The sequence below is a fragment of the Lysobacter sp. yr284 genome (assembly GCF_900107375.1).
Classification (GTDB): domain Bacteria; phylum Pseudomonadota; class Gammaproteobacteria; order Xanthomonadales; family Xanthomonadaceae; genus Lysobacter.
Genome location: NZ_FNPT01000022.1, coordinates 1 through 18,814, shown reverse-complemented (window position 1 = coordinate 18,814; position 18,814 = coordinate 1). Strand labels below are relative to the sequence as shown.

19 protein-coding genes are annotated in these 18,814 nt (G+C 62.7%); 5 read left to right on the top strand and 14 right to left on the bottom strand.

Annotated features, from left to right (window positions below; genetic code table 11):
• Positions 1–5 precede the first annotated feature (5 nt).
• The 4 genes from BLV01_RS21510 to BLV01_RS25835 are packed head-to-tail and all read left to right on the top strand — an operon-like array spanning position 6 to position 3,105.
• A complete protein-coding gene (locus BLV01_RS21510) occupies positions 6–242 on the top strand; it encodes a hypothetical protein (protein WP_057945746.1) in 237 nt (78 codons plus the stop codon).
• Positions 243–244: 2 nt separating this feature from the next.
• Positions 245–454: a hypothetical protein gene (locus BLV01_RS21505; protein ID WP_343123596.1), complete on the top strand. Its 210-nt coding sequence runs from the start codon at positions 245–247 to the stop codon at positions 452–454.
• Positions 447–2,660 (top strand): phage tail protein, encoded by a 2,214-nt coding sequence (locus BLV01_RS21500; RefSeq protein WP_091805088.1) that lies wholly within the window; start codon positions 447–449, stop codon positions 2,658–2,660. The genes BLV01_RS21505 and BLV01_RS21500 overlap by 8 nt, the downstream gene beginning before the upstream one ends.
• A gap of 1 nt (position 2,661) precedes the next feature.
• Positions 2,662–3,105: a hypothetical protein gene (locus BLV01_RS25835; protein ID WP_138884522.1), complete on the top strand. Its 444-nt coding sequence runs from the start codon at positions 2,662–2,664 to the stop codon at positions 3,103–3,105.
• A 645-nt stretch (positions 3,106–3,750) separates the two neighbouring features.
• Here BLV01_RS25835 and BLV01_RS21495 read toward each other — a convergent pair.
• The 13 genes from BLV01_RS21495 to BLV01_RS21435 all read right to left on the bottom strand — a co-directional run bounded on the left by BLV01_RS21495 (position 3,751) and on the right by BLV01_RS21435 (position 17,326).
• Positions 3,751–6,792 carry an RHS repeat domain-containing protein gene (locus BLV01_RS21495; RefSeq protein WP_091804974.1) on the bottom strand — a complete coding sequence of 1,014 codons (3,042 nt, stop codon included), beginning with the start codon at positions 6,790–6,792 and terminating at the stop codon, positions 3,751–3,753.
• A gap of 78 nt (positions 6,793–6,870) precedes the next feature.
• Positions 6,871–9,663: an RHS repeat protein gene (locus tag BLV01_RS21490; RefSeq protein WP_091804972.1), complete on the bottom strand. Its 2,793-nt coding sequence runs from the start codon at positions 9,661–9,663 to the stop codon at positions 6,871–6,873.
• Positions 9,664–10,125: 462 nt separating this feature from the next.
• A complete protein-coding gene (locus tag BLV01_RS21485; protein ID WP_082644221.1) occupies positions 10,126–10,359 on the bottom strand; it encodes a carbon storage regulator in 234 nt (77 codons plus the stop codon).
• Positions 10,360–10,364: 5 nt separating this feature from the next.
• Positions 10,365–10,694, bottom strand: coding sequence for a hypothetical protein (locus BLV01_RS25830; RefSeq protein WP_057945751.1), 330 nt, complete (start codon positions 10,692–10,694; stop codon positions 10,365–10,367).
• The gene (locus tag BLV01_RS21475; RefSeq protein WP_139179014.1) at positions 10,688–11,335 is read right to left on the bottom strand and encodes a hypothetical protein; all 648 of its coding nucleotides are present in this window, start codon (positions 11,333–11,335) and stop codon (positions 10,688–10,690) included. Before BLV01_RS21475 ends, BLV01_RS25830 begins: the two co-directional genes overlap by 7 nt.
• Before the next feature lie 65 nt (positions 11,336–11,400).
• Positions 11,401–12,756, bottom strand: coding sequence for an XVIPCD domain-containing protein (locus BLV01_RS21470; RefSeq protein WP_057945753.1), 1,356 nt, complete (start codon positions 12,754–12,756; stop codon positions 11,401–11,403).
• Entirely contained in the window at positions 12,753–13,346 is a 594-nt protein-coding gene (locus tag BLV01_RS21465) for a hypothetical protein (RefSeq protein ID WP_139179011.1), read from the bottom strand. The genes BLV01_RS21470 and BLV01_RS21465 overlap by 4 nt, the downstream gene beginning before the upstream one ends.
• Before the next feature lie 64 nt (positions 13,347–13,410).
• Complete coding sequence (locus tag BLV01_RS21460; RefSeq protein WP_091804964.1) at positions 13,411–13,899, bottom strand: hypothetical protein; 489 nt, start codon at positions 13,897–13,899, stop codon at positions 13,411–13,413.
• A 37-nt stretch (positions 13,900–13,936) separates the two neighbouring features.
• Positions 13,937–14,443 (bottom strand): DUF4189 domain-containing protein, encoded by a 507-nt coding sequence (locus BLV01_RS21455; protein WP_082644222.1) that lies wholly within the window; start codon positions 14,441–14,443, stop codon positions 13,937–13,939.
• Positions 14,444–14,493: 50 nt separating this feature from the next.
• Entirely contained in the window at positions 14,494–15,555 is a 1,062-nt protein-coding gene (locus BLV01_RS21450) for a TrbL/VirB6 family protein (RefSeq protein ID WP_091804961.1), read from the bottom strand.
• Positions 15,556–15,588: 33 nt separating this feature from the next.
• Positions 15,589–16,317, bottom strand: coding sequence for a TrbJ/VirB5 family protein (locus tag BLV01_RS21445; protein WP_057945757.1), 729 nt, complete (start codon positions 16,315–16,317; stop codon positions 15,589–15,591).
• 46 nt (positions 16,318–16,363) lie between these two features.
• Positions 16,364–16,681: a hypothetical protein gene (locus BLV01_RS21440; RefSeq protein WP_057945758.1), complete on the bottom strand. Its 318-nt coding sequence runs from the start codon at positions 16,679–16,681 to the stop codon at positions 16,364–16,366.
• 12 nt (positions 16,682–16,693) lie between these two features.
• The gene (locus BLV01_RS21435) at positions 16,694–17,326 is read right to left on the bottom strand and encodes a response regulator (RefSeq protein WP_057945759.1); all 633 of its coding nucleotides are present in this window, start codon (positions 17,324–17,326) and stop codon (positions 16,694–16,696) included.
• A gap of 495 nt (positions 17,327–17,821) precedes the next feature.
• Between BLV01_RS21435 and BLV01_RS21430 the strand changes: the two genes are divergently transcribed.
• The gene (locus BLV01_RS21430) at positions 17,822–18,151 is read left to right on the top strand and encodes a helix-turn-helix transcriptional regulator (RefSeq protein ID WP_082644223.1); all 330 of its coding nucleotides are present in this window, start codon (positions 17,822–17,824) and stop codon (positions 18,149–18,151) included.
• A 16-nt stretch (positions 18,152–18,167) separates the two neighbouring features.
• On the opposite strand, the gene BLV01_RS26975 is transcribed toward BLV01_RS21430, so the two are convergent.
• The gene (locus BLV01_RS26975) at positions 18,168–18,353 is read right to left on the bottom strand and encodes an HNH endonuclease (RefSeq protein ID WP_231783998.1); all 186 of its coding nucleotides are present in this window, start codon (positions 18,351–18,353) and stop codon (positions 18,168–18,170) included.
• Positions 18,354–18,814: the final 461 nt, after the last annotated feature.

The window sequence follows — 18,814 nt, the reverse complement described above, 5'->3', positions numbered from 1 at the left end:
TCCTCATGAATGTTTGGGTCCAGCTCGCGATCTGGCTGGTCAGCTATTTCGTCTCGGCGGCCGCACGGCCGAAACCGCCGCAGCCCAAGCCCGCGGCCTTCGGGGACTTCCAGTTCCCGCAGGCCACCGAAGGTACGCCGCAGGCGGTGATCTTCGGCGATGTGTGGATCTCGGATTGGATGGTGCTAGGCGTCGGCCAGTACCGCACGCAGGCAATCAAGCAAAAGGGTGGCAAGAAGTGATCGTGACCCTGGACCATCTTCGTCGCGCGCCGGGCTTTGGTGCGCGGCCGGGGTTCTGCGCCCAAGGCGGGCGCGAATGGTTCGCCTACTACGGCTTGGACTGGAGCGCATTCGTGCGCGACGGTATCCAGGCTGAGACGCTGGAGGCGACCGGCGATGCGCTGGGCCTGCACCTGGCCGCGTTCGCGCGCGCGGAGGCCGCACGTGGGTAGTCGCAAGAAGCAAACGGTCGGCCATCGCTACCTGTTCGGATTGCACATGGGCCTCGCACGAGGGCCGCTGGACGAGATTGTCGAGATCCGGGTCGGTGATCGTGAAGCCTGGAAGGGCTCGATCACCAAGAGCGGACGCATCCTGATCAACAAGCCCGACCTGTTCGGCGGCGACAAGGGCGAGGGCGGCATCAAGGGCACACTCGACGTGCTGATGGGCGACGCCGACCAAGCGGTGCTGCCGGCATTGGCCGCGCTGCACGGCACGCCCACGCCTGCCTTCCGCGGCAGCACCACGCAATACTTCGACGGCCAGATCGCGGCGAACAACCCGTACCCCAAGCCGTGGAAGGAGCGCGCGCGCCGCGCGCTGGCCGGGTGGGACGGCGCGCCCTGGTATCCCGAGAAGGCGGTGATCTGGCTCGCCGACGGCGCCATCCGGGCGATGAACCCGGCGCACATCCTGGTCGAGTGTCTGACGAACCGGGATTGGGGGCGCGGTCTGGACCGTGGCCTGCTGGACGAGGCCAGCTATCGCCGGGCCGCCGATACGCTGCATGCCGAAGGCTTTGGCCTGTGCCTGCGCTGGGCGCGGCAGACCTCGATCAGCGATTTCATGCAGGTCGTCATCGACCATATCGGTGCCGCGCAGTACACCGACCGCAGCACCGGCCGCTCGACGCTGCGCCTGCTGCGCGACGACTACCGCGTCGAAGACCTGCCGGTGTTCGACTACGAGTCCGGCTTGCTGGCGATCGAGGAAGACGAAGGCGGCGCGCAGGACGGCGCGGTCAATCAGGTCATCGTGACCTGGTACGACCCGATCAAGGATGAAGAACGGCAGATCCGGGTGCAGGATCTGGCCGGCATCCAAGCGACCGGTGGCGTGGCCTCGACCACCACCGAGTACAGAGGACTGCCGACCGCCGAGCTGGCGGCGCGGGTCGGCACTCGCGATCTGTCGATCGCCTGCTCGGCCTTGAAGCGATTCAAGGTCCGGCTCGACCGCCGCGGCGGCGTTCTCGCGCCTGGTAGCGTGTTCTGTATCCGCGATCCGTTCCGCGAGATCGGCACCCTGGTGCTGCGCGCCGGCACGTTCGATGACGGCCGGCTAGCCGAGGGCGCCATCCTGGTCTCGGCGGTGCAGGACGTGTTCGGCCTGCCGGCGACGAGCTATCTGCAACCGCAGCCGCCCGTGTGGACGCCGCCGGACCGAACCCCGCAGCCGGCGCCGACGCGTCGATTGTTCGAGGCCGGTTACCGGGATCTGGCCACCACGCTCGACCCGGCCGCGCTGGCGGCGCTGCCGGCGGACGCGGGCGTGGCGCTGGCCGTGGGCGAACAGCCGGGCGGGCTGGCACTGAACTACATCCTGACCACGCGAGTGGGCGGCGCTGCCTACGCCGAGGCGGGCACCGGCGATTGGTGCCCGACCGCGATCCTGGCAGGCGCGCTGTCGGCGACGACAACGGCCGTCCTACTGGCGGCCGGGCGCGCGCTGGATCAGGTGGCGGTCGGCACCGCGGCCTGGATCGAGGACGAGCTGGTCCGCGTCGTGGCGATCGACCCGCAGGCCCAGACCGCGACGCTGGCGCGCGGCTGCGCGGACACCGTCCCGGTGCCCCACGCCGAGGGCGTCCGGGTCTGGTTCTACGACGACTTCGCCGCGGCCGACTCCACGGATTACAGCGTCGGCGAGACCGTTGAGGCTAAGCTGCTGACGCGAACGTCGAGCGCGCAGTTGGACCCGGCGCTGGCGCCGGTGGACAGCGTTAGGCTGACGCAGCGCCAGGCGCGGCCGTACCCGCCCGGCGATCTGAAACTGGCGGGCGCCCGCTATCCGGACGCCGTCGACGGCGACCTGGTGGTGGGCTGGGCGCATCGCGACCGGCGCCTGCAGAGCGACCAACTGGTCGACCATAGCCAGGGATCGGTCGGCCCGGAGGCCGGCACCGCCTACGTGCTGCGCTTGCTGGACGCCATTGCCGGCACGGTCCTCGACAGCCCGGCGCCGATCGCCGGCACCAGCTACGCCGCCACGCTCAAGGGCGTCTACCGCGTGCGGGCCGAGATCGGCGCGACGCGCGACGGTCTGGCGAGCTGGCAGAAGGCCGCGCACACCTTCGACTTCAAGAACGGCCTGCTGCGGTCGGAGACCAGCGACGAGCTGGTGACCGAAGCGGGCGACTACCTGCTGATGGAATGAAATGGCAAACCTGAAACTGTCCCAGCTGCCGGTGGCGAGCGCGCTGGCCGGCGATGAAATCGTCCCGGTGGTGCAAGGCGGGCAGACCCGGCGAAGTACCGCCGCGGCGCTGGCCGATGCGCGTAGGGGCGCGTGGGTAGCGCCGACGCTCAACGCGCCTTGGACGAACTTCGGCGATTTGTTCGCCGCGGTCGGCTATCGAAAGGATGGTAACCGTGTGCAGTTACGGGGCGTGGTCAAGAGTGGAGCAGGCGGGACGGTGGTGTTCGTTCTACCTGCAGCATTGCGCCCCTCCGCGCAGTTGATCATGACGACGCTGAGCGATGTAGCAGCACCTACTCGTATTGATGTTCGAGCGAACGGGGAGGTGTTCGTGGGGCTTCCGCCTAGCGCGCAGGTTGCATGGCTAACACTAGACGGCATCAGTTACTGCACGGATCAATAAAAGAGAGAGGGGCATCGCTCCTCCCTTCTTCGTGGGGCGCGAACCAATGGCAGAAGCGAACGGCTTGGCCGACATGGCCTAGGACCTGCAGGATGAAGTGGCGAGGCTCGGGCGCATGGGCATCAGTGCCAGCGCCGTCGCCGGTGCGCTCGGTGATACGAGAATGCGCTCGCTCGGCCGGCAACTGTGGGAGCAGCGGCGGTCAGTGCTGTAGCAGTCGTCCAAAAAGAAAGGCCCCGTTGCCGGGGCCCTAAAGAATAGCTGCGAGAGATCTATGGAATCCTGGGCGATTCACTTTTCAGCTCCCGCCGGACTTTCGTCGCACTGCGCATCCCTCATCATCAATCACCAGAAGAAAATGATCCCGTGATGGGCTAGTCACATAGACATCTGCCGCACACGTCTTCATAAGTGAGCCATCCCCCTCCCGAAACGATGCTGAAATCGAAGAGTCCGCCTTAGGTACGTAAGAGACGCTGGCCTTTTCCCCGGGGCCGATCTCGCTTATATGCAAATCATTCCCTCCAACGGAAATGGACACCTCCCGAGCGGGAAATTTTGATCTATTTTGAACTTCAACATCGCTCGAGGATCCTGCGCACGCCGTCAACCCTAGGGCAGCTGCAATCAAAGCAGGGCCAGTCTTCATTTATCCTTACTCCATCTATCTTTCGGCAAGACAATTAGGTCGCCATTATCGAGCGCATTGCGGCATCCAGTCGGGCAATATTCTTTAGATAAGGCGCGGCCAGCACGATTGTTGAAAAGATCCATTTGATTTTCATCGGCAGGATTGGGGACCCATGCCTCATGATTATCTAAAATCTGATGAGCATCCTCCTCGGGCATTGCAGATGCCATAAGGCACGCTGCAGTGCAGTGCCTGAATGCATCTGCTGGTCCATTGTGTGATCCGGGTAGTCCGGAATCCTTCTCAAATTTCTCCGCTGCCAGCTTAGCGTCTTTTGCGGCCGAGGCGTCGATTGGGCCGGCCAGAGTAATTGCTTGAGGCACCTGCCCCAACAGCTTAATGGGCTTGACAGTATTTGCAATTGGAATGTTTTTTTCGAATTCTTTTTTTTGCAGCCGATGGTCTTCGGAAATCCGCCGTTTGGTGTCACGATCCATACGTCCATCGGGATCAACGAATCGGTACGGATTGTTAGCTGTGTACTTGTATCGATTGAAGTTCCCTCCCGTGACCGCGTTAGCCGTGACCGGATCGACGCTCAGGAAGCGCCCGACGGTCGAGTCGTAGTAGCGCTGCTGCATGTAGGTTAGGCCAGTCGCCCCGTCCATCGGATGCCCACTGTAACCAATGCCGTTGTAGCTCGGTTTACCGATAGCGCTGCCGTACGGCTCCCATTCGGTTCGTTCTACCACTTGGCCCGTTGCATTGGTCATTGCAACGGGACTGCCCAGCGCATCGGTATGCTGGTACTTGATCGTCACCGTGTCACTGGCCGACCTCGTCCGCGTCGCCAGCAAGCTGCCGCCCAGATACAGGTACTCGTTGCGCTCGCCCGTGCGGCCCTTCGATTCGTACAGCAGCTGTCCCGATTGGCTGTAGATACCGCTATCGGCCAGACTGTCGGAGATTCGTTGAGTCCAGGTGCGCCGACCATGGGCATCGTAACGGTACACCTCCTTCCCGACGACCCGACGCAGCCGGTTGCCGTAATCGAAGTGGTACTCCTGCCCGTTCTTGTTGAACAGATTGCCCTGGTCGTCGTAACCCAGGCCGATCACGCTCGGTCCGGCGTCGCCATCGAGGATGTTGGTCAGGCGGTTTTTAGTGTCGTAGACGTAGCGATGGTTCTTGACGCTGCCCAACGACCAACCGCGAAGATTGTCGACCGCGTCATAGCTGAAACGATGCCAGCAATCGCCGCCGAAGCTGCAGGAACCGGCCGTGGTCAGCCGATCCAGGCCGTCGTAGCTCATCCAGCGGCTGTACGAATCGCCGCGCTGACGATCCAGGATGTGATCGACGTTACCATTGGGGTCGTAGCCGGTTTCCAGATCGATCACGCCCGCATCGGTGCTACGCGTTGGCAGCTGGCGGGCGTTCTGCTGCATCGTGTGAACGATGCCGTTGCCGTAGCTGAATTGCTGCAAGGCGCCGTTGGCAGCGTAGCGGTTGCCGCTGGCGAACACCGCGCCAGTCACGTTGTCCCAAACCCCGCTGGGTTGGCCCAGGGCGTTGGGGGTGTAACGCACGACCAGGCCGGAGGGATAGGCCTGGGTGGTCAAATGCCCGTTAGCGTCGTAGCCGTAGCCCAGACTCCATGAGTACAGCCCAGCTTGGCTCACCGCCTCGCCGGTGAGCAGACGGCGCCGGTTGTACTCATAGGTATTGACCACCGCGCCCTGATTCGCGCCGTCGTTGTCGGTGACGACATCCTTGATCAGGCCATCGGGGGTGTAATTCCAAGTCTGGTTGCCGCGCCCGTCTGGGAAGCGCAGGGTCTTGAGCCGGTTACGCGCATCGTACGTGCGGGCCACGACGCGGCCGGAGGCGGCGGCTTCGGCCCGATTGCACTGGGTCGGATCGGGTAAGTCCAGGCCGGCGGCGGACCACAGCAGATTGCCGGCGGCGTCGTACTCCATCACCGTCGCGCCGGTCTCCGGCTCGATGGTCTTGCACAGTTGCTGGCTCTGGTCGTAGACGTAGCGACGCGAGATCCGCAGCGGCGCCGGGATCTTGTAAGTGCCCGAGTTGCCGATCAGCAGGTTGCCCGCACCAATCGGCGATACGCCATGGATAAAAATGCCCTGGTTGGCGTAAGCCTGTTGCTGCGCCGGCGTGATCGGGATCGAGAATCGGTAGGCCGTGCCTTGCGCTTGGCACGCCGCGGCGATGCCTGAATCGCTGGGCAGCGAAGCGGTGTGCCCGCTGACACGAGTCCCCTGCGGCCAGCCACCGCCCACGTAAAACTCCACGTCGATCGGCGCGTTGCGGCCGCTGGTGCACGCCCAACCGGTGACCCGGTACTCGCCGTTGCCGGACGGGTGTACGCCGTCGATGTTGCCGCGAACCGTCGTCTGCGCAACGGTCACCGGAACCGCCGCCGAGGTGGCCTGTTTGCCGTTGTTGTCGGTCGCTACCGCGGTGAAGCTGTAGTTGCCAGGACCGACGTTGTTCCAGGTAAAGGGATACGGTGCGGCGGTGGCGGTGCCGAGCGACTGGCCGTTGACGTAGTACGCCACACTGACGACATGACCATCGGGGTCGGCCGCATCGGCTGTCAGGCCGATCTGCGCGGGATTGATGAACGGCGCGCCGGTCGGCGCACGCAAAGTCACGGTCGGCGGTTTCTCGCCCGGCGCGATGACGGTGAACTTGCGCGTGGCCGATGCGGTACGGTTGAGATTGTTGCGCGCGATCACCGACACCGCGTAGTTGCCGGGCTGCAGGTTCGACAAGGTGTACTGCAACTCGGGCCCTTGCACCTGGTGCAACTGCCCACTGGCGCCGTTGAGAACGATCGAGCTGACGAACACGTTGTCGTCGAGGACGGTCGCCGTGGCCTTGATCGCCACGTTCGCGGGCGCGACGTACTGCGCGCCCTCGGCCGGGTAATCGAACGCCACATGGATATACGGATTGGGCTGTTGCGCCGATGCCGCCATGGCGAACAGCAGGTAAGACGCGACACCCAGCCACCACTTACTGATCCGGCTCATCCGGAGCTCCTTTACCTATGCTGCACACGCCACGCCTGGACGCGGCTAACTTGATCAATCGACCGGAATCGACGCGGCTCAGCCGTTCGGCCCAGACCGGATCAGTTCTAGCGGCTTGCCGAATATGTCGCGTGCGATCGTGGTCGATACGCCGGCCGGCGCTTCGATCAGCACCGGGCTGCCGAAATCAGGTTCGTCGAAGACCTGGAAGCGTTCGTTGGTCGCGTAGCCGCGCGGGTTGGTGGTGCGGCGCTGGAAGCCGGACAGGTACTCGACCGAGGTGGTCAGCACGCCCAACTCGGAGTCCTGTTCGCTGGCGAGCGGTCGGTCCAGGGTGTCGTAGCGCGTGCGCACGCCGGGCAGCGCGGCGCCGATGTCGGCGACATTGCGCAGCGGATAGGACTGGAAGACGAGCCGACCGAGACCGTCGTAGCGCTTGACCACCTGGCTCAGGGTGCCGGCACGGTCGGCGACGTCGTACGTCTCCTCCAGCACCGGACGCCAATAGGCATCGAAGAACACCCGGTCGCGCTTGTTGCCTTCGCTACGCACCTGGCTCCAATGCCCTGCCGGCAGGCCGAACGCGGCCGCGCCGCTGGCAGCGAAATCGCTCGACATCGGATTCCACGCGACGCTGTCGCCGGACGGATAGGTCAGCCCGGCCAAGCGCCCCATCGCGTCGTAGCGGTACCCGGCGCTATAGCCGTTCTCGTCGGTAGTCGAGGCGATCAGGCCGAGATCGTCGACGCTGGCTGACTCGCTCGTGCTGTCGGCGTAGCCGATGGCTTGCGGAATGCCTCGCTTCCATTGCGACAAGACCGTCGCCTGTCCTTTGCCGTCCTTGACGCTCGCCACCGTGCCGTCGGGGTTGTAGGCCAACTCCTGTTGCAGGCGGCCGAATGCGTAGACCTTGGCCGGCAAGGCGTTGGCGGCGTGATAGTCCACCTGCGACACGACCAGGCCGGTGTTCTGGTTGATCTGGCGCTTGCTCTGGCCCAGCACCCAGCGCGCGGTGTCGTCGTAATACTCGCTCAGGTCGGTACGACTGAAACCCAGCGAACTGGACCGGGTGGTCTGGGTCGGGCGCGCGAACGCATCCACGGTAGCGACCTGGCGATCGAAGTTCACCCCGTCCTGCGACACCGAGCGGCCGATCTCCGGGCGTCGATACTCGGAGCCGAATCCATCGCCACGCGTTTGCTGGGTACTGCCGAGCGGCGCCGCGAACTGCTGGCCGGGCAGCGCCCAGGCGTAGCGGAACGTCTCCGTGCGCGCAATGGCGCTGGCGCTGCTGCCGCGCTCGATCTTCAGCAGCTTGCCCTCGTTGTAGCGGTAGCTGTTGCCGAAGGTGTAGCGGGTCCAGCTCGACTCCGGGCCCTGCACGACCGTGGTCGAGGTGCCGGCGCAGCTGTCGGAGGTGCATCGCGGTTGGCCGCAATCGCCGCTGGTGCAGACCGGGCCGGTGCCGGGCGCGAACGAGATCTGCGCGCCGTAGGCATAGTTCCATTCCACCGCCGTCACGCCGGGGCCTGACAACTGCTTCTTCTTGAGCGCGAAGCCGTCATAAGCCAGCGCGTAGTAGGCGACGTCGTCGTTGGGGTTGTTATTGGGCGTGCTGTAGTTGCTGCACACCATCGGGACGTTGGAGCGCCCCATGCGTTGCACGCCGACCGTGAACACGCCGCGCGCGCCGGCGGGATGGGTGAGGGTCGCGCTCAGATCCCCCGGACCGACGACGATGCCGGGATCGCCACAGCTGCGGACGAGGTCCTCCGGGCGGGTCGATTGCTCGTAAAGGATCGTGGCATTGGCCAGGGCGGCCATGTCCAGGGTCCAGCGCGAGCCGTCCGGCAGGACCACCGCCGACAAGCTGGTCGCGACGCTGCTGGGGCGACTGTACTCGTAGATCCAACTGCGCGCGCCTTCATTGACCTTGGCGATGTGGCCGGCGGCGTTGTACTCCAGGGTCAGCGCGCGGCCGTCGCTGGCATCGATCCGGGTGAGCCGTACCGGCGCGGTCGCCGCATTGGTGTAGGTGTAGCTGACCCAGTTGCCGAAGCGATCCTCGACGCGCGAGGCGTACAACGACACCTGCCGACGGCCCAGGTAGGTGACATTGCCGCTGGCGCTGCTGCCACCGGCGGTGGTCTTTTCCAGGGTCGGTTCGAGCAACTGAGCCTGCCAGTCGAACCAGTACTTGGTGCCGTCCGACGTCAACGCCAGGAAGCCCTCGCCGCCTGCGTTCTTCTGGTTCGGCAGGCAGGAAAAGAAGGTCAGGTCGGCGGTCAGCCAGGGATATGGGCCGCCCGTTGACGGCGTCGCCGGCACCGTGCCGTTGGCGACCATCATGTCCTGCGAGCCGCGCCCGGGCAGGATCATGCGGTTGCCCTGCCAATACTCGTGTGGATAGAAGTACGCGGGCTGCTGGATCAACGGCGGCTGGCCATTGCCCTGGTGCGTGCACGGGCTGCCCCATCCGGTGCCGGTGGCGAACACCCCGGTCAGGCGCGGCAACTCGATGTCCCAGTCGGCGAACGCCAACTCGTTCGGCCCGTAGCCCTTGCGGTTGCCGACCGAGAACGAGCGCGAGACGGCGACGCTGAGGCCGTCTTGATTGCCCGGAACGCTGGCGTCGGTTGCGGAGAAACTCAGCGCGCCGCTGGCGAGATCGACTGAGTCGCCGAACAGGTCCGCGGTTAGCGCGACGACTTTGCCGCGTCCCTGGATGAGCTTGTCGTACTCTTCCCACGGCGCCTTGTTGCCCTGGCCCCATGCGAGCGTGGGCCACAACGCCACGCAAATCGCACAGTGCAGCCATCGAGGGGAAGCACTTCCAACCCCGCGCTGCGGGTAGTTCAGGTTTTTAGTCATTGCTCATCCTTATCGGCCAACAGGCCCTGCCATTAATCATTAGCAGCGCATCCCGCGGAGACTAGTCTCACCAAAAGCGATCTCACCCTGCGATATGGCGCGCGCTATATCCGGCGCCTGCCTGAGTTTGCTGGCGACGCAGGGGCCTGTGCGCCATGGTGAAGTCAAGGGCTGCGACAGCCTATTCATAGAACGAACCAGCTTCTGTAGGAAAACTCTGATTTTGCTCGGGCGCTTGCGTATGCATTTGGAGATACCGGGATTTCGTGGACACCTGATCTCCAAGCACGGCCCATTGCCTCGAACATTCTCGCGCTGACATCCACGAATTCGCGTTCCCCTGGTGGTGGCAGATCAGGAGCTCGATAGGGGCATGGTCCTGGTCCGACCCATCTGTTGGATGCGCGAGTTGAGCGCTGCCCGCCGGCCCCGATTGGCCGGCGGGCGCCTGCCGCGCCGCCGTCAGCGCTCTACCGGGCCAGGGGGGAACCGGCAAGCGGCTTTCTTGCCTCGCGATGCACGCCACGGGATCTCCGCTGGACGGGGGTGGTTCATTAGTTCCGAGCGGAGGATCAGCACGTCGCGAGGGGCGGCTAGGGCGAAGCGCACGTTCCCGTTCCGCACACGGAACACGCGCACTTCGATGTCGTCTCCGATCTTGATGGCCTCGTAAGGCCTGCGAGTTAGTACCAGCATTGGATTTATCCCTGAGCGTTGAGGAACAACGGGCCGTCGGCGTAGCTGACTCCGAGCAACTGGAAATGCGACGTACCACGCCGGAGGAGCTCGTCCAGATCCGAAGGTTTCATGTAGCGGACGACGCACTGGCGCACACCGTCGTAGCCTGGCGCCCAGACTTCGGTCGGTTGGCCGGTCAGCGCGTGTTGGTGGCGCGCACGCGCCGCGGCCTCGGCGACGCAGCCTTCACGGTTCGGGAAGTACCTGGGTTCGTCCTCATCGTTTAGGCGTATCCGCCAACCGAGTGAACCGTGATTGACGACGTCGTAGACGGCTCCGGGTGGGGTCACCATCCTTCGTACTCCTTGACCACGCCGATCCGCTTTACGAACTCCTCGCTCGTCCACTGAGGGTGGTAACTGCGCCCCGGCATCTGATCGGGATGCATGAACAACCCGCGCTGCTGGCGTTCTTCGGGACAAGCGAGCGCCGGGAAGGCGGCCCAGAAGGTGGCGTCGATAATCTCGTGGCTGGGCAAGGTCAACCATGCATGCAGGCTGACGCGCGCGCCCGGCGCGATGCCCGTGCGCAGCATCTGCTCTAGCCCTTCGATGGGCGTGTGGTAGAGCCGCTGTCCGCCTTGGTAGACGTAACCCAGCGTGTAGATCAACGGCGCACGCAGTTCACGCACCAACAGGTCGCGCATCAGCAAGGTCAAGCCAAACCGTTGTCCGGCGACGAAGTCCTCGCTCAGATGCCCAAGGGCGCAGGCCAGTTGCCGGTGAACTGCCGGCGTCGCCGCTGGCCCGAGCCGGACTGGCGCGGGGTGGAACAAGGGCGGCCTTAACCCCCACAGCGCGCTGCGCGCGTAGGCAGCCATGAGCTTCGCCTCGTAGCTGAGCGCGGCGTGGGTGTCGGGGGCGCCGGGAGTAAAAAGCCGGCGGAACCAAGCTGGCAGCATCCGTTGCATCGCCGGTGTTGAAATTCGGGACACAAAGCCCTCCTAGCCGCTCCCGAAGGAGCGGTGTGGCTGAGGTCGGGTTGGAGAGGAGTTACGGTTTAGGCGGATCGGGTCGGAGCGGATCGACTGTGTTCCTGCACCTGGTCCTGGGCGGGCGCTTGGGCCAGCCGCTGGCCCACGGCCTCCAGCTTGCGGAAGGACTCGTCCACGGGCGTCTGCGCTGCTTGGGCGACGGACACCTGGGCGCGACGATGCGAGGGATCGAGCAAGTCGCCCTGTACGGCGAACAGCTTCTGATCGTTCTGCGCGGCCTGGCCGGGGATGACATGATCGACTCGGTTGAGGCCGTTGGCTTTGGACGCGACCAGCAGGCTGGCGGTCGTGCGCTCGGCCGTTTCATCGAAGGGGCGGCCCTCGCGCCCGTGCAGCGCACCGATGCCGTCGCGGATCTGCAGGTACATGGGGTTGTCTGGATGGCGAGGGGTACGTGGATCGACGCTGGGCGAGTCGGTACGCTGGGGTAGGGCGCCGCTGGCGTCCTTGAAGGGGCTTTCCGACTTCTCGGGCAGATGTCGGCCGATCTCCCCGGCAATCCCCTGGGCGCCGTTGGCGACAGCGACGCCGATGGACACGCCGGCTCGCATGTTCTCGATGTCGCCCCGGTACTTGTCGATCATCGGCCGGTGCTTCTCGGCCAAGTCGCGTGCCTGGGGCTGCGACAGGATCGATCGGTCCGGCTGGCCGTTCCCATCGACATCGAGGAAGTGGTGCATCCGGTGGGAGTCGCCGCCGGTCACCGCGGCCTTACCGGGATTGCGGATATCCCACTGGCTGCCGTTGTCCTCGTAGCCTGACGCCTTCAAAACGTTCAGTTCGACCGGCTCGGCGTACATCTGCACCTTGCCGAAGTGCTTGCTGGCGGCGCTGACCACGTCGCCGGCCATGACGTGGTTAACCACGTTGCTGCCGCCTTCGGGGATGCGCATGCCGAGGCTGACCGCGCCATACGGGTTGAAGGTCTCGCCGTTGAGGTTCAACTTTGCAGCAGTGATCTGGGCGAGACAGCCGCCGAGCGAATGGCCCGTGACTGTCACTTGAGGCTCCATGCCACGCGCATCGCGGCTAGTCTGAGCCATTTCGATTGCGCTACGAGTGAACTCAAGTGCGTCCGCAGCTTGCGCGTTGACGCGTCGCGCAACCATTCCACCATCGGCGAAGACGCCGTCCTTGAACGGCTGAGTGTCGAATTCACTACCGCGATGGGCGACGATGATCTCTTTGGTGTCGTTGCGCTGGTAGATCGTCCCTTGGTAGCCGGACTCCTTGCTTACATGGGCGCGAATGGTGTACTCGACCCCGTCGATCACGGTACGGCGGCTGTCGAGACTGCTCATGTCCGGCGACCTGTAAGCGTCCTGCGCGAGGTTCGCGTACTGCTGCGTGGTCATGCTCATTCCGGCACCTTCCTGGTCCTGACAGAAACACTGAACAACTCGCTACGAACTGATTCCTTGTACTCGTCGGGGCTGCTCGATCCGAGGTCCGAGTAGTCCTCGATCTTGGCGTGCCTGGGATAGCTGGCCCGCCAGTAATAGGTTGTTAGTTGGTCCGCCTGCTCCAACTCATTGGCCCAACGGCTCGCGACGAATTTGGTGTCGCCAGCTGCCTGACTAGCCTTAAGGGAGAAAGAAGGGCCAATGGGCTTGAAGTGGCAGATCCCTCGCCCGAAGTAGTCACCATCGACCAATTCATCCAGCGCAAACTGTCCTTCAAAAGTCGTGTCGTTGACGCGCTTAAGGACGATGGGCACGAATGTAGAGATTGGCGTTGTCTGTGCACCGGAGAAGCTCTCGGCCGGCGGTAGGCAGTCCATGTTGGCAATGTCGTACTGCACCGCCCCATGCACGACTGCGAATGGACCCGGCGCATTTTCGATCACAACCGTTACGTCGTATCGCTGCTTTGGGGTGGGATTCTTGTCGTAGGTGGGCATCTTTGCTCCTGATTTTCCGGAGCAACCGGCGACTGAAAGCAGGGCGATCATCAAAGCCATGCTTAAGACGCGAATAGCGGTTGGCTGTCTATCGCTCATAGATCGCTCGTAAGGCTTAGTTGAGTCGGGCTCTCTCGGTAACCCGAAGTGCTTCGAAAAGTGCGGTGAAAGCCATAGTCGATTTGGCGGCAAAGAGGCCCGTCGTCAATACCGTGATGAACTGAGCGGCCATTACCGCCGCTGCCGCTTCCTGGGAAACGTCAGCGCTCATGATAGGAACCGTGGCGGCGACTACGACAGTGGATAGCACGCATGCAGCGGTTACCGCCGAAGCCAGCCATACGATCTTGGTGTCTCGGAGTCCCGCCAACTTACGCCGAGTCTGGAAGTAGAGCTTCCATATCTGTGCTGCCACGATCATCACCGACGTGCCTGCCAGCGCGGACATGAATCGGGCAGCGACGTAAAGATTCAAGTCAAACGCCCAGGATGCGAGGACCGCCAAGAACGCGAGCATCAGAAAGAGCTGCGTCACAATGACCGCAATCGCAACAGGGCGGATGAACTTGTCGCCCTCCCGGCTGACGTTGTATCGAGTCGTCATAGCTAGGCACCAGTCCCGATTTGAAAATTCTGGATTATCAAGGGCTGTACTTCGGCTTTGAACAATCGGAATAGGCGATCTTGCAGGCACTGCCAGGGTTCGCCCCCTCGCAAGCTGACATCGCCTGACGAGTACTCGAAGCTTCGTCCGGTCCGGTCGCGTATCCGCGCTTCTTCATTTTGCTGGTGTCGGAATCGGGTACTTCTGCAATTGCGGCGCACTGATGGTTGTAGGTCAGCACGACCTCGCAGTTACGCCCGCCCGTTTGGCAGGCTTTCATGGCGCTTCGCTTGGCATCTGCCTTTGAATCCTTGCCGGTAGCAACGCCTACTCTGCCGCTGCCAGCTTCGGCCGCGATTGCTCCCCAAGTTTTGATCCATTTCGGTCCTGTTGGCTGTGCTTCGACGCCTGTTGGGATCGGGATACAGGAATTGAGACCCGTAGAGTTTTGTTCGTAGTACCCCTCGGGGCATCCTCGTTGAGCAATCGCAAGGGGCGAAATGGCCGTAAGCGTGCAAATCAGGGTGAAGTGGCGAAGGTTCATGATGCTTCCTTTGAGGTCGGCTGCTCGTGCCTGCTAGTAGTGAGCTGGGACTAGCGAACAACCACTTGCTGCTGACCTGACGGGGGCGGCGGCGGGGGGGAGGATGCAGGAGGCTGAGGGTATCCCGACGGGGCGCGGTCTCCGCTGCGGGCACCGCCGCCGGTGAACTGGGAGTGGGGGTTGAAGTTGGCCAGCAGTCCCCTGAATAACATCGCCGCCGCAGGTGGCGCTCCCATGATGAACGTGGTGAGGACGAGTCCCAAGATGCCCTGCATCTGGACCACGCTGTTGATGCCTTCAGAAGCGGTCCCCATGCCCAGCAGGCGGGACAGTCCCTCAGCTGCCCAAAACCCTCCTGCGAGTGCGAGCGTGACGTCCATCGCAAGAGTGACCGCCACGCTCAAGAAGGCCATAGCCATTAGAGACCCCAGCAACGAGTTCAGCCAGCCCTTGAACAGCCCCTCCGTCTGCTTGAAGATTAGGCAGAGAACGAAAAACGGGCCGACGCCGAGCAGCATGGCGATCACGAACTTGTTCAGGATGAGGAGGCATCCGCCGACCACCGCCGGCCCCCCGACCCCGAGCCCGGCAACCAAACTGGCTTGATCTCGCTTCTTGAGGGCGACTTGGTTTTCGCCCACGTCGAGCATGTCGATGCTGCTGGTTGCCAGTTGCATCAGAGCCAGCGCCTGATCGATGTTGTCGTAGACAGTGGCCTTGTCTTCACCGCTGATCGCGTAGTTGATGACCTGACCGACACCGTCCGTCATCGACTTGTAGATCGAATCCTGGAAATTGGCGGACGCGCCAGCGATCGTGACGATCAAGACGATCCTCGTGGCCTCAACTTTCAGCGCTGCCATCGAACCATGCGACTGCCCGGTTACCCTGAGATAACCCTGGTAGATGATCCACAGGGTTACCAGCGGGGTAACGCCAACGGCAACCAACGTGCCGACGCGTCGCAATAGGTTGCGGGAGTACTCGGCGATTTCGCCGTCGAGGAAGTCCTTGAACAGTGCGAAAAAGCCGAGGCTATCGACTCCGTCAGGAATCCCCGCACGAAGCAGGTGCAGGCTGTCGCTCAGGCCGGCTGAAATGATGTCAAGCATGCTCGAAATTCCGTTTAGGTGCCGGGTTCCTGATCAGCGCTCGCGCCGCTTGGCCACTTCGAACGCAGCCTTGAGCGCTGCCGCTCGCATGCCGCCCTGGCCCAGCTTCTTGAGATCGATCTTGCTGCCGGTGTGTTCGCCTTCGATCACCGCCTGCGCGGCCTTCGAATGCTCTTGTTCAAGAACGCGCACTTGCCCGCCATAGGCTTCCAGCAGGTTCTGCGCATTCTGGAGGTCCACCTGCGTTCGCGCCTGAAAGGACAGCAGGCGGTTGTTGTTCGCCTGCAGGCGCCCGGCTTCGTCCGGCTTGATCTCCGAGCGCTCCTTGTAGATGTCCTTCAATTCGCCTTCCCGGGCTTCGGTCAGTTCCTGCAGGTCCACCATCGCGTTGAACTGCCGATTCTGGGTCTGCACAAGCGCCGTGCAGAGTTCCTTCTGCTTGGGACCGGGGTTCTTGATATCGGTGCAGCGCTCGGGCAGGCCATAGCCGAGCGGCCGCCGGTCGAGCTTGACCTTAACGCCATCGCGGCCGAAATAGGACTGACCGTTGACCAACTGCTGGTTGTACTGCTTCTGCAGTTCCTTGTACTGATCGTTGAGCTTGTCGTAGGAGCGCTTCATCTCCTGCAACTGCTTCATGCTTTCGGCGGTGTTCTTGGGGTCGAACACGATGTCGATGGCCGCCGCCGGATGGGAGAAGCCAGCCAGGATCGCCACGAGCACCGTGGCGGGCAACGCGGGAAGACGATTGCTCTTGCTCATACCGACTCCACTTCCAGTTGTGAATGTTGAAACGGATGTTTTGGGGTCAACGCCGGACGCTGTGCTTGAACACCCTGCGGCGGCCTTGGTCGATGACGGTCAGCACTAGATGGCGCCCGCCGGTCTCGTGGTACTTCCAGGTTGCGACGGGAAAACACCAACCCTTCGACTCGCTAAAGATCGCGCCGGACTCGGCGTTCATGCGGCGGCAGATCGAATCGAGGGGCTCATCCGTGACCTCCATCTCCCCAATCGCTACTTCCTCGCCGGAGTGGACCAGCATGATCATCTCGATCGCGTCGGCGTCCTCCGGCGGTATTCCGTGCCGGTGAAGGGGCACGACGTTGTTCCGCTTGGCGTCCATGTCCTGCTGCTCCTACTCGTCTAGCAAGTACGTCAATCCGTTTTCAACGAGGTATCGCGACAGAAGCGAATCCTTCGTAACCCCCAGCTTGGCCATCGCTTGCCGCTTGTGCGCGGATACCGTGTTGGTGGTAACCCCGTGGGCGTAGGCAATCTCCTCGTTACTGAGATCGCGGCAAACGTCGATCACCACGGCCTTCTGGCTGGGGGTGAGCCTGCTCCACGGATGGCGAGCCGCACCTTCCAGATCGATAGCCGGGTCCACGTAAACATCTCCCGCGATGCCGGCAGCGATTCCCTGGATGAGCGGCTCACTCCGGCTTTTGGTGACATAGGCCACAACCCCTTGTTGCAACAGGTCTCTCGCCAGATGCGCGCTGGTGTCGGCGGTATTGACGACGATGCGAAGCGACGGCTCGATGGTCAGCAGGGCTTCCACCAGCAGAAGGCGCCTGAACCTTCCCGGCATAGAAAGGTCGAGGACTAGCAGTGCGTTGGTAAACCCTCCTCTCCGGATCTGATCCAGTAACGCATCACCATCATGGATATCGACGATGCTCTCGCTCGATGCGCCGAAGTGCGTTTGCAAAATCGCCTTTACAGCCATGTGTACCGAAAAATGATCATCAGCTACGACGTACTTCATTCGTGCTTCCCGTATCTGTTATCCCCTGGCTTCCTGCCGGACGGATAGTGTTGCCCTATCTCGGGGCGTTTGTCGCTTCGAAAAATCGAAGAAAAGCCCGAGCCTTTGCTCTATCAACAATGTGCTTCGTGGCACAGCGAGCACGCCGATTCGACTAAACCATCGAGAAAACTGCTGGCCTTGAGCGCGCGTAGCCTTTCGCGAAACGCTGGAAAACAGCGGGGGTCAGATTTTTCCGACAGCAGAATCCGAATGATCTGACGGCGGGATGGCCGATTCTTGTTCGTCTGCGCTCGCGCATTTTTAGCCTGCTGGTAGCTGAACGAAACGTGGTCGTAGCGTCGCATCGGCGCGCAATGTGGCTTCCGGATCACTGGCAAGTCAATACAGATCAATAGCTTATAGTGCGAGGAATGCCGACAGAGGGTGATTAGCCACAGGTAGAGCCGGCCGACTGGCCATACGGTCTTCGAAATTTGGAAGATCGCCGCCCCGATGCCGAAGTCGCCAGCCCCTCCGAAACGCCGACTGCCGCGGGCCAAGTCGAAGCCCCCGTCGAAGAAGCGCCGGTCGCCCCCTTCCGAGCTGCTCAAGCTGGTCGGAGCGCGCATTCGAGAGGTGAGGAAGGAACGCGGCTACAGCCAGGACCACTTGGCGTACTCGATTCCAATAGACCGGGCGCACGTCGGACTGATCGAGAACGGCAAGTCGGCCGCGTCGATCATTACGCTCGTGAAGTTCGCCATCGCGCTGGAGTGCGAGGTCGGCGACCTGTTCCCCTACGTCGAGGATCTGAGGCCGTACGCCGACTGGCTTGAGGAGTAACGAGTCATATTACGGGTTAGCACCAGCGCCCTTTAGCCATTCTCTCCGCCACCAGTTCTTTAAAGGCATCGGGCGAAAGAGGGCGTCTTCTTCGATGCCGACGCTGATTGCAGAGCCAGCAAGCGGCAGCTATGTTTTCCCTTCTGTTACGACCGCCTTCGTGACGAGCGATCAAGTGCTCCGCTGTGCATCGCCGCGACATCGCCCTGGACGGCCGCAGATCAAGTTCGGATGGAGATTGCAGCCACATGGCACGACCGCAATAGCAGCAGCGGCCTTGTTGGGCTACGAAGGCACGTTCGCGAAGACTTTGAAGGTTGGGCATAGCGGCTCCGTGAGGTAGGCAATCCTGTCTCCGCCATAGCGGAAGAGCAGGCACCTGGAGCCGATTGGCAATGCAGGCAAAACACCGGGGCGCGCAGCCGAGCCGGCACAGCACTTATAGTCCTGGTCTGAGGATCTCGCAAGCACGCATGGGCAGATGGTTTGATCCCGATTCTGAGGGGCATATATGCCATCAAACCGCCCTATTTGTACCAACGCTAAGTCATTGAAAAAAAAGAAAACGCGGAGTCGCGCGTTGGACTAAAAAACCAACGCCCTGAGAAAAGAGAGAGAAAAGTGGGGTTGATCTGCCCCGTTTCGGCCGAAATCGCGCCGACC

Bases quoted from the DNA above. Each gene is read 5' to 3' on its own strand.
- BLV01_RS26975 (WP_231783998.1), bottom strand. From the start codon at position 18,353: ATGTCGCGGCGATGCACAGCGGAGCACTTGATCGCTCGTCACGAAGGC.
- BLV01_RS21450 (WP_091804961.1), bottom strand. From the start codon at position 15,555: ATGCTTGACATCATTTCAGCCGGCCTGAGCGACAGCCTGCACCTGCTT.
- BLV01_RS21430 (WP_082644223.1), top strand. From the start codon at position 17,822: ATGCCGAAGTCGCCAGCCCCTCCGAAACGCCGACTGCCGCGGGCCAAG.
- BLV01_RS21495 (WP_091804974.1), bottom strand. From the start codon at position 6,792: ATGAGCCGGATCAGTAAGTGGTGGCTGGGTGTCGCGTCTTACCTGCTG.
- BLV01_RS25835 (WP_138884522.1), top strand. From the start codon at position 2,662: ATGGCAAACCTGAAACTGTCCCAGCTGCCGGTGGCGAGCGCGCTGGCC.
- BLV01_RS21510 (WP_057945746.1), top strand. From the start codon at position 6: ATGAATGTTTGGGTCCAGCTCGCGATCTGGCTGGTCAGCTATTTCGTC.
- BLV01_RS21465 (WP_139179011.1), bottom strand. From the start codon at position 13,346: ATGATCGCCCTGCTTTCAGTCGCCGGTTGCTCCGGAAAATCAGGAGCA.
- BLV01_RS21460 (WP_091804964.1), bottom strand. From the start codon at position 13,899: ATGACGACTCGATACAACGTCAGCCGGGAGGGCGACAAGTTCATCCGC.
- BLV01_RS21455 (WP_082644222.1), bottom strand. From the start codon at position 14,443: ATGAACCTTCGCCACTTCACCCTGATTTGCACGCTTACGGCCATTTCG.
- BLV01_RS21440 (WP_057945758.1), bottom strand. From the start codon at position 16,681: ATGGACGCCAAGCGGAACAACGTCGTGCCCCTTCACCGGCACGGAATA.
- BLV01_RS21490 (WP_091804972.1), bottom strand. From the start codon at position 9,663: ATGACTAAAAACCTGAACTACCCGCAGCGCGGGGTTGGAAGTGCTTCC.
- BLV01_RS21470 (WP_057945753.1), bottom strand. From the start codon at position 12,756: ATGAGCATGACCACGCAGCAGTACGCGAACCTCGCGCAGGACGCTTAC.
- BLV01_RS21485 (WP_082644221.1), bottom strand. From the start codon at position 10,359: ATGCTGGTACTAACTCGCAGGCCTTACGAGGCCATCAAGATCGGAGAC.
- BLV01_RS21445 (WP_057945757.1), bottom strand. From the start codon at position 16,317: ATGAGCAAGAGCAATCGTCTTCCCGCGTTGCCCGCCACGGTGCTCGTG.
- BLV01_RS21435 (WP_057945759.1), bottom strand. From the start codon at position 17,326: ATGAAGTACGTCGTAGCTGATGATCATTTTTCGGTACACATGGCTGTA.
- BLV01_RS25830 (WP_057945751.1), bottom strand. From the start codon at position 10,694: ATGGTGACCCCACCCGGAGCCGTCTACGACGTCGTCAATCACGGTTCA.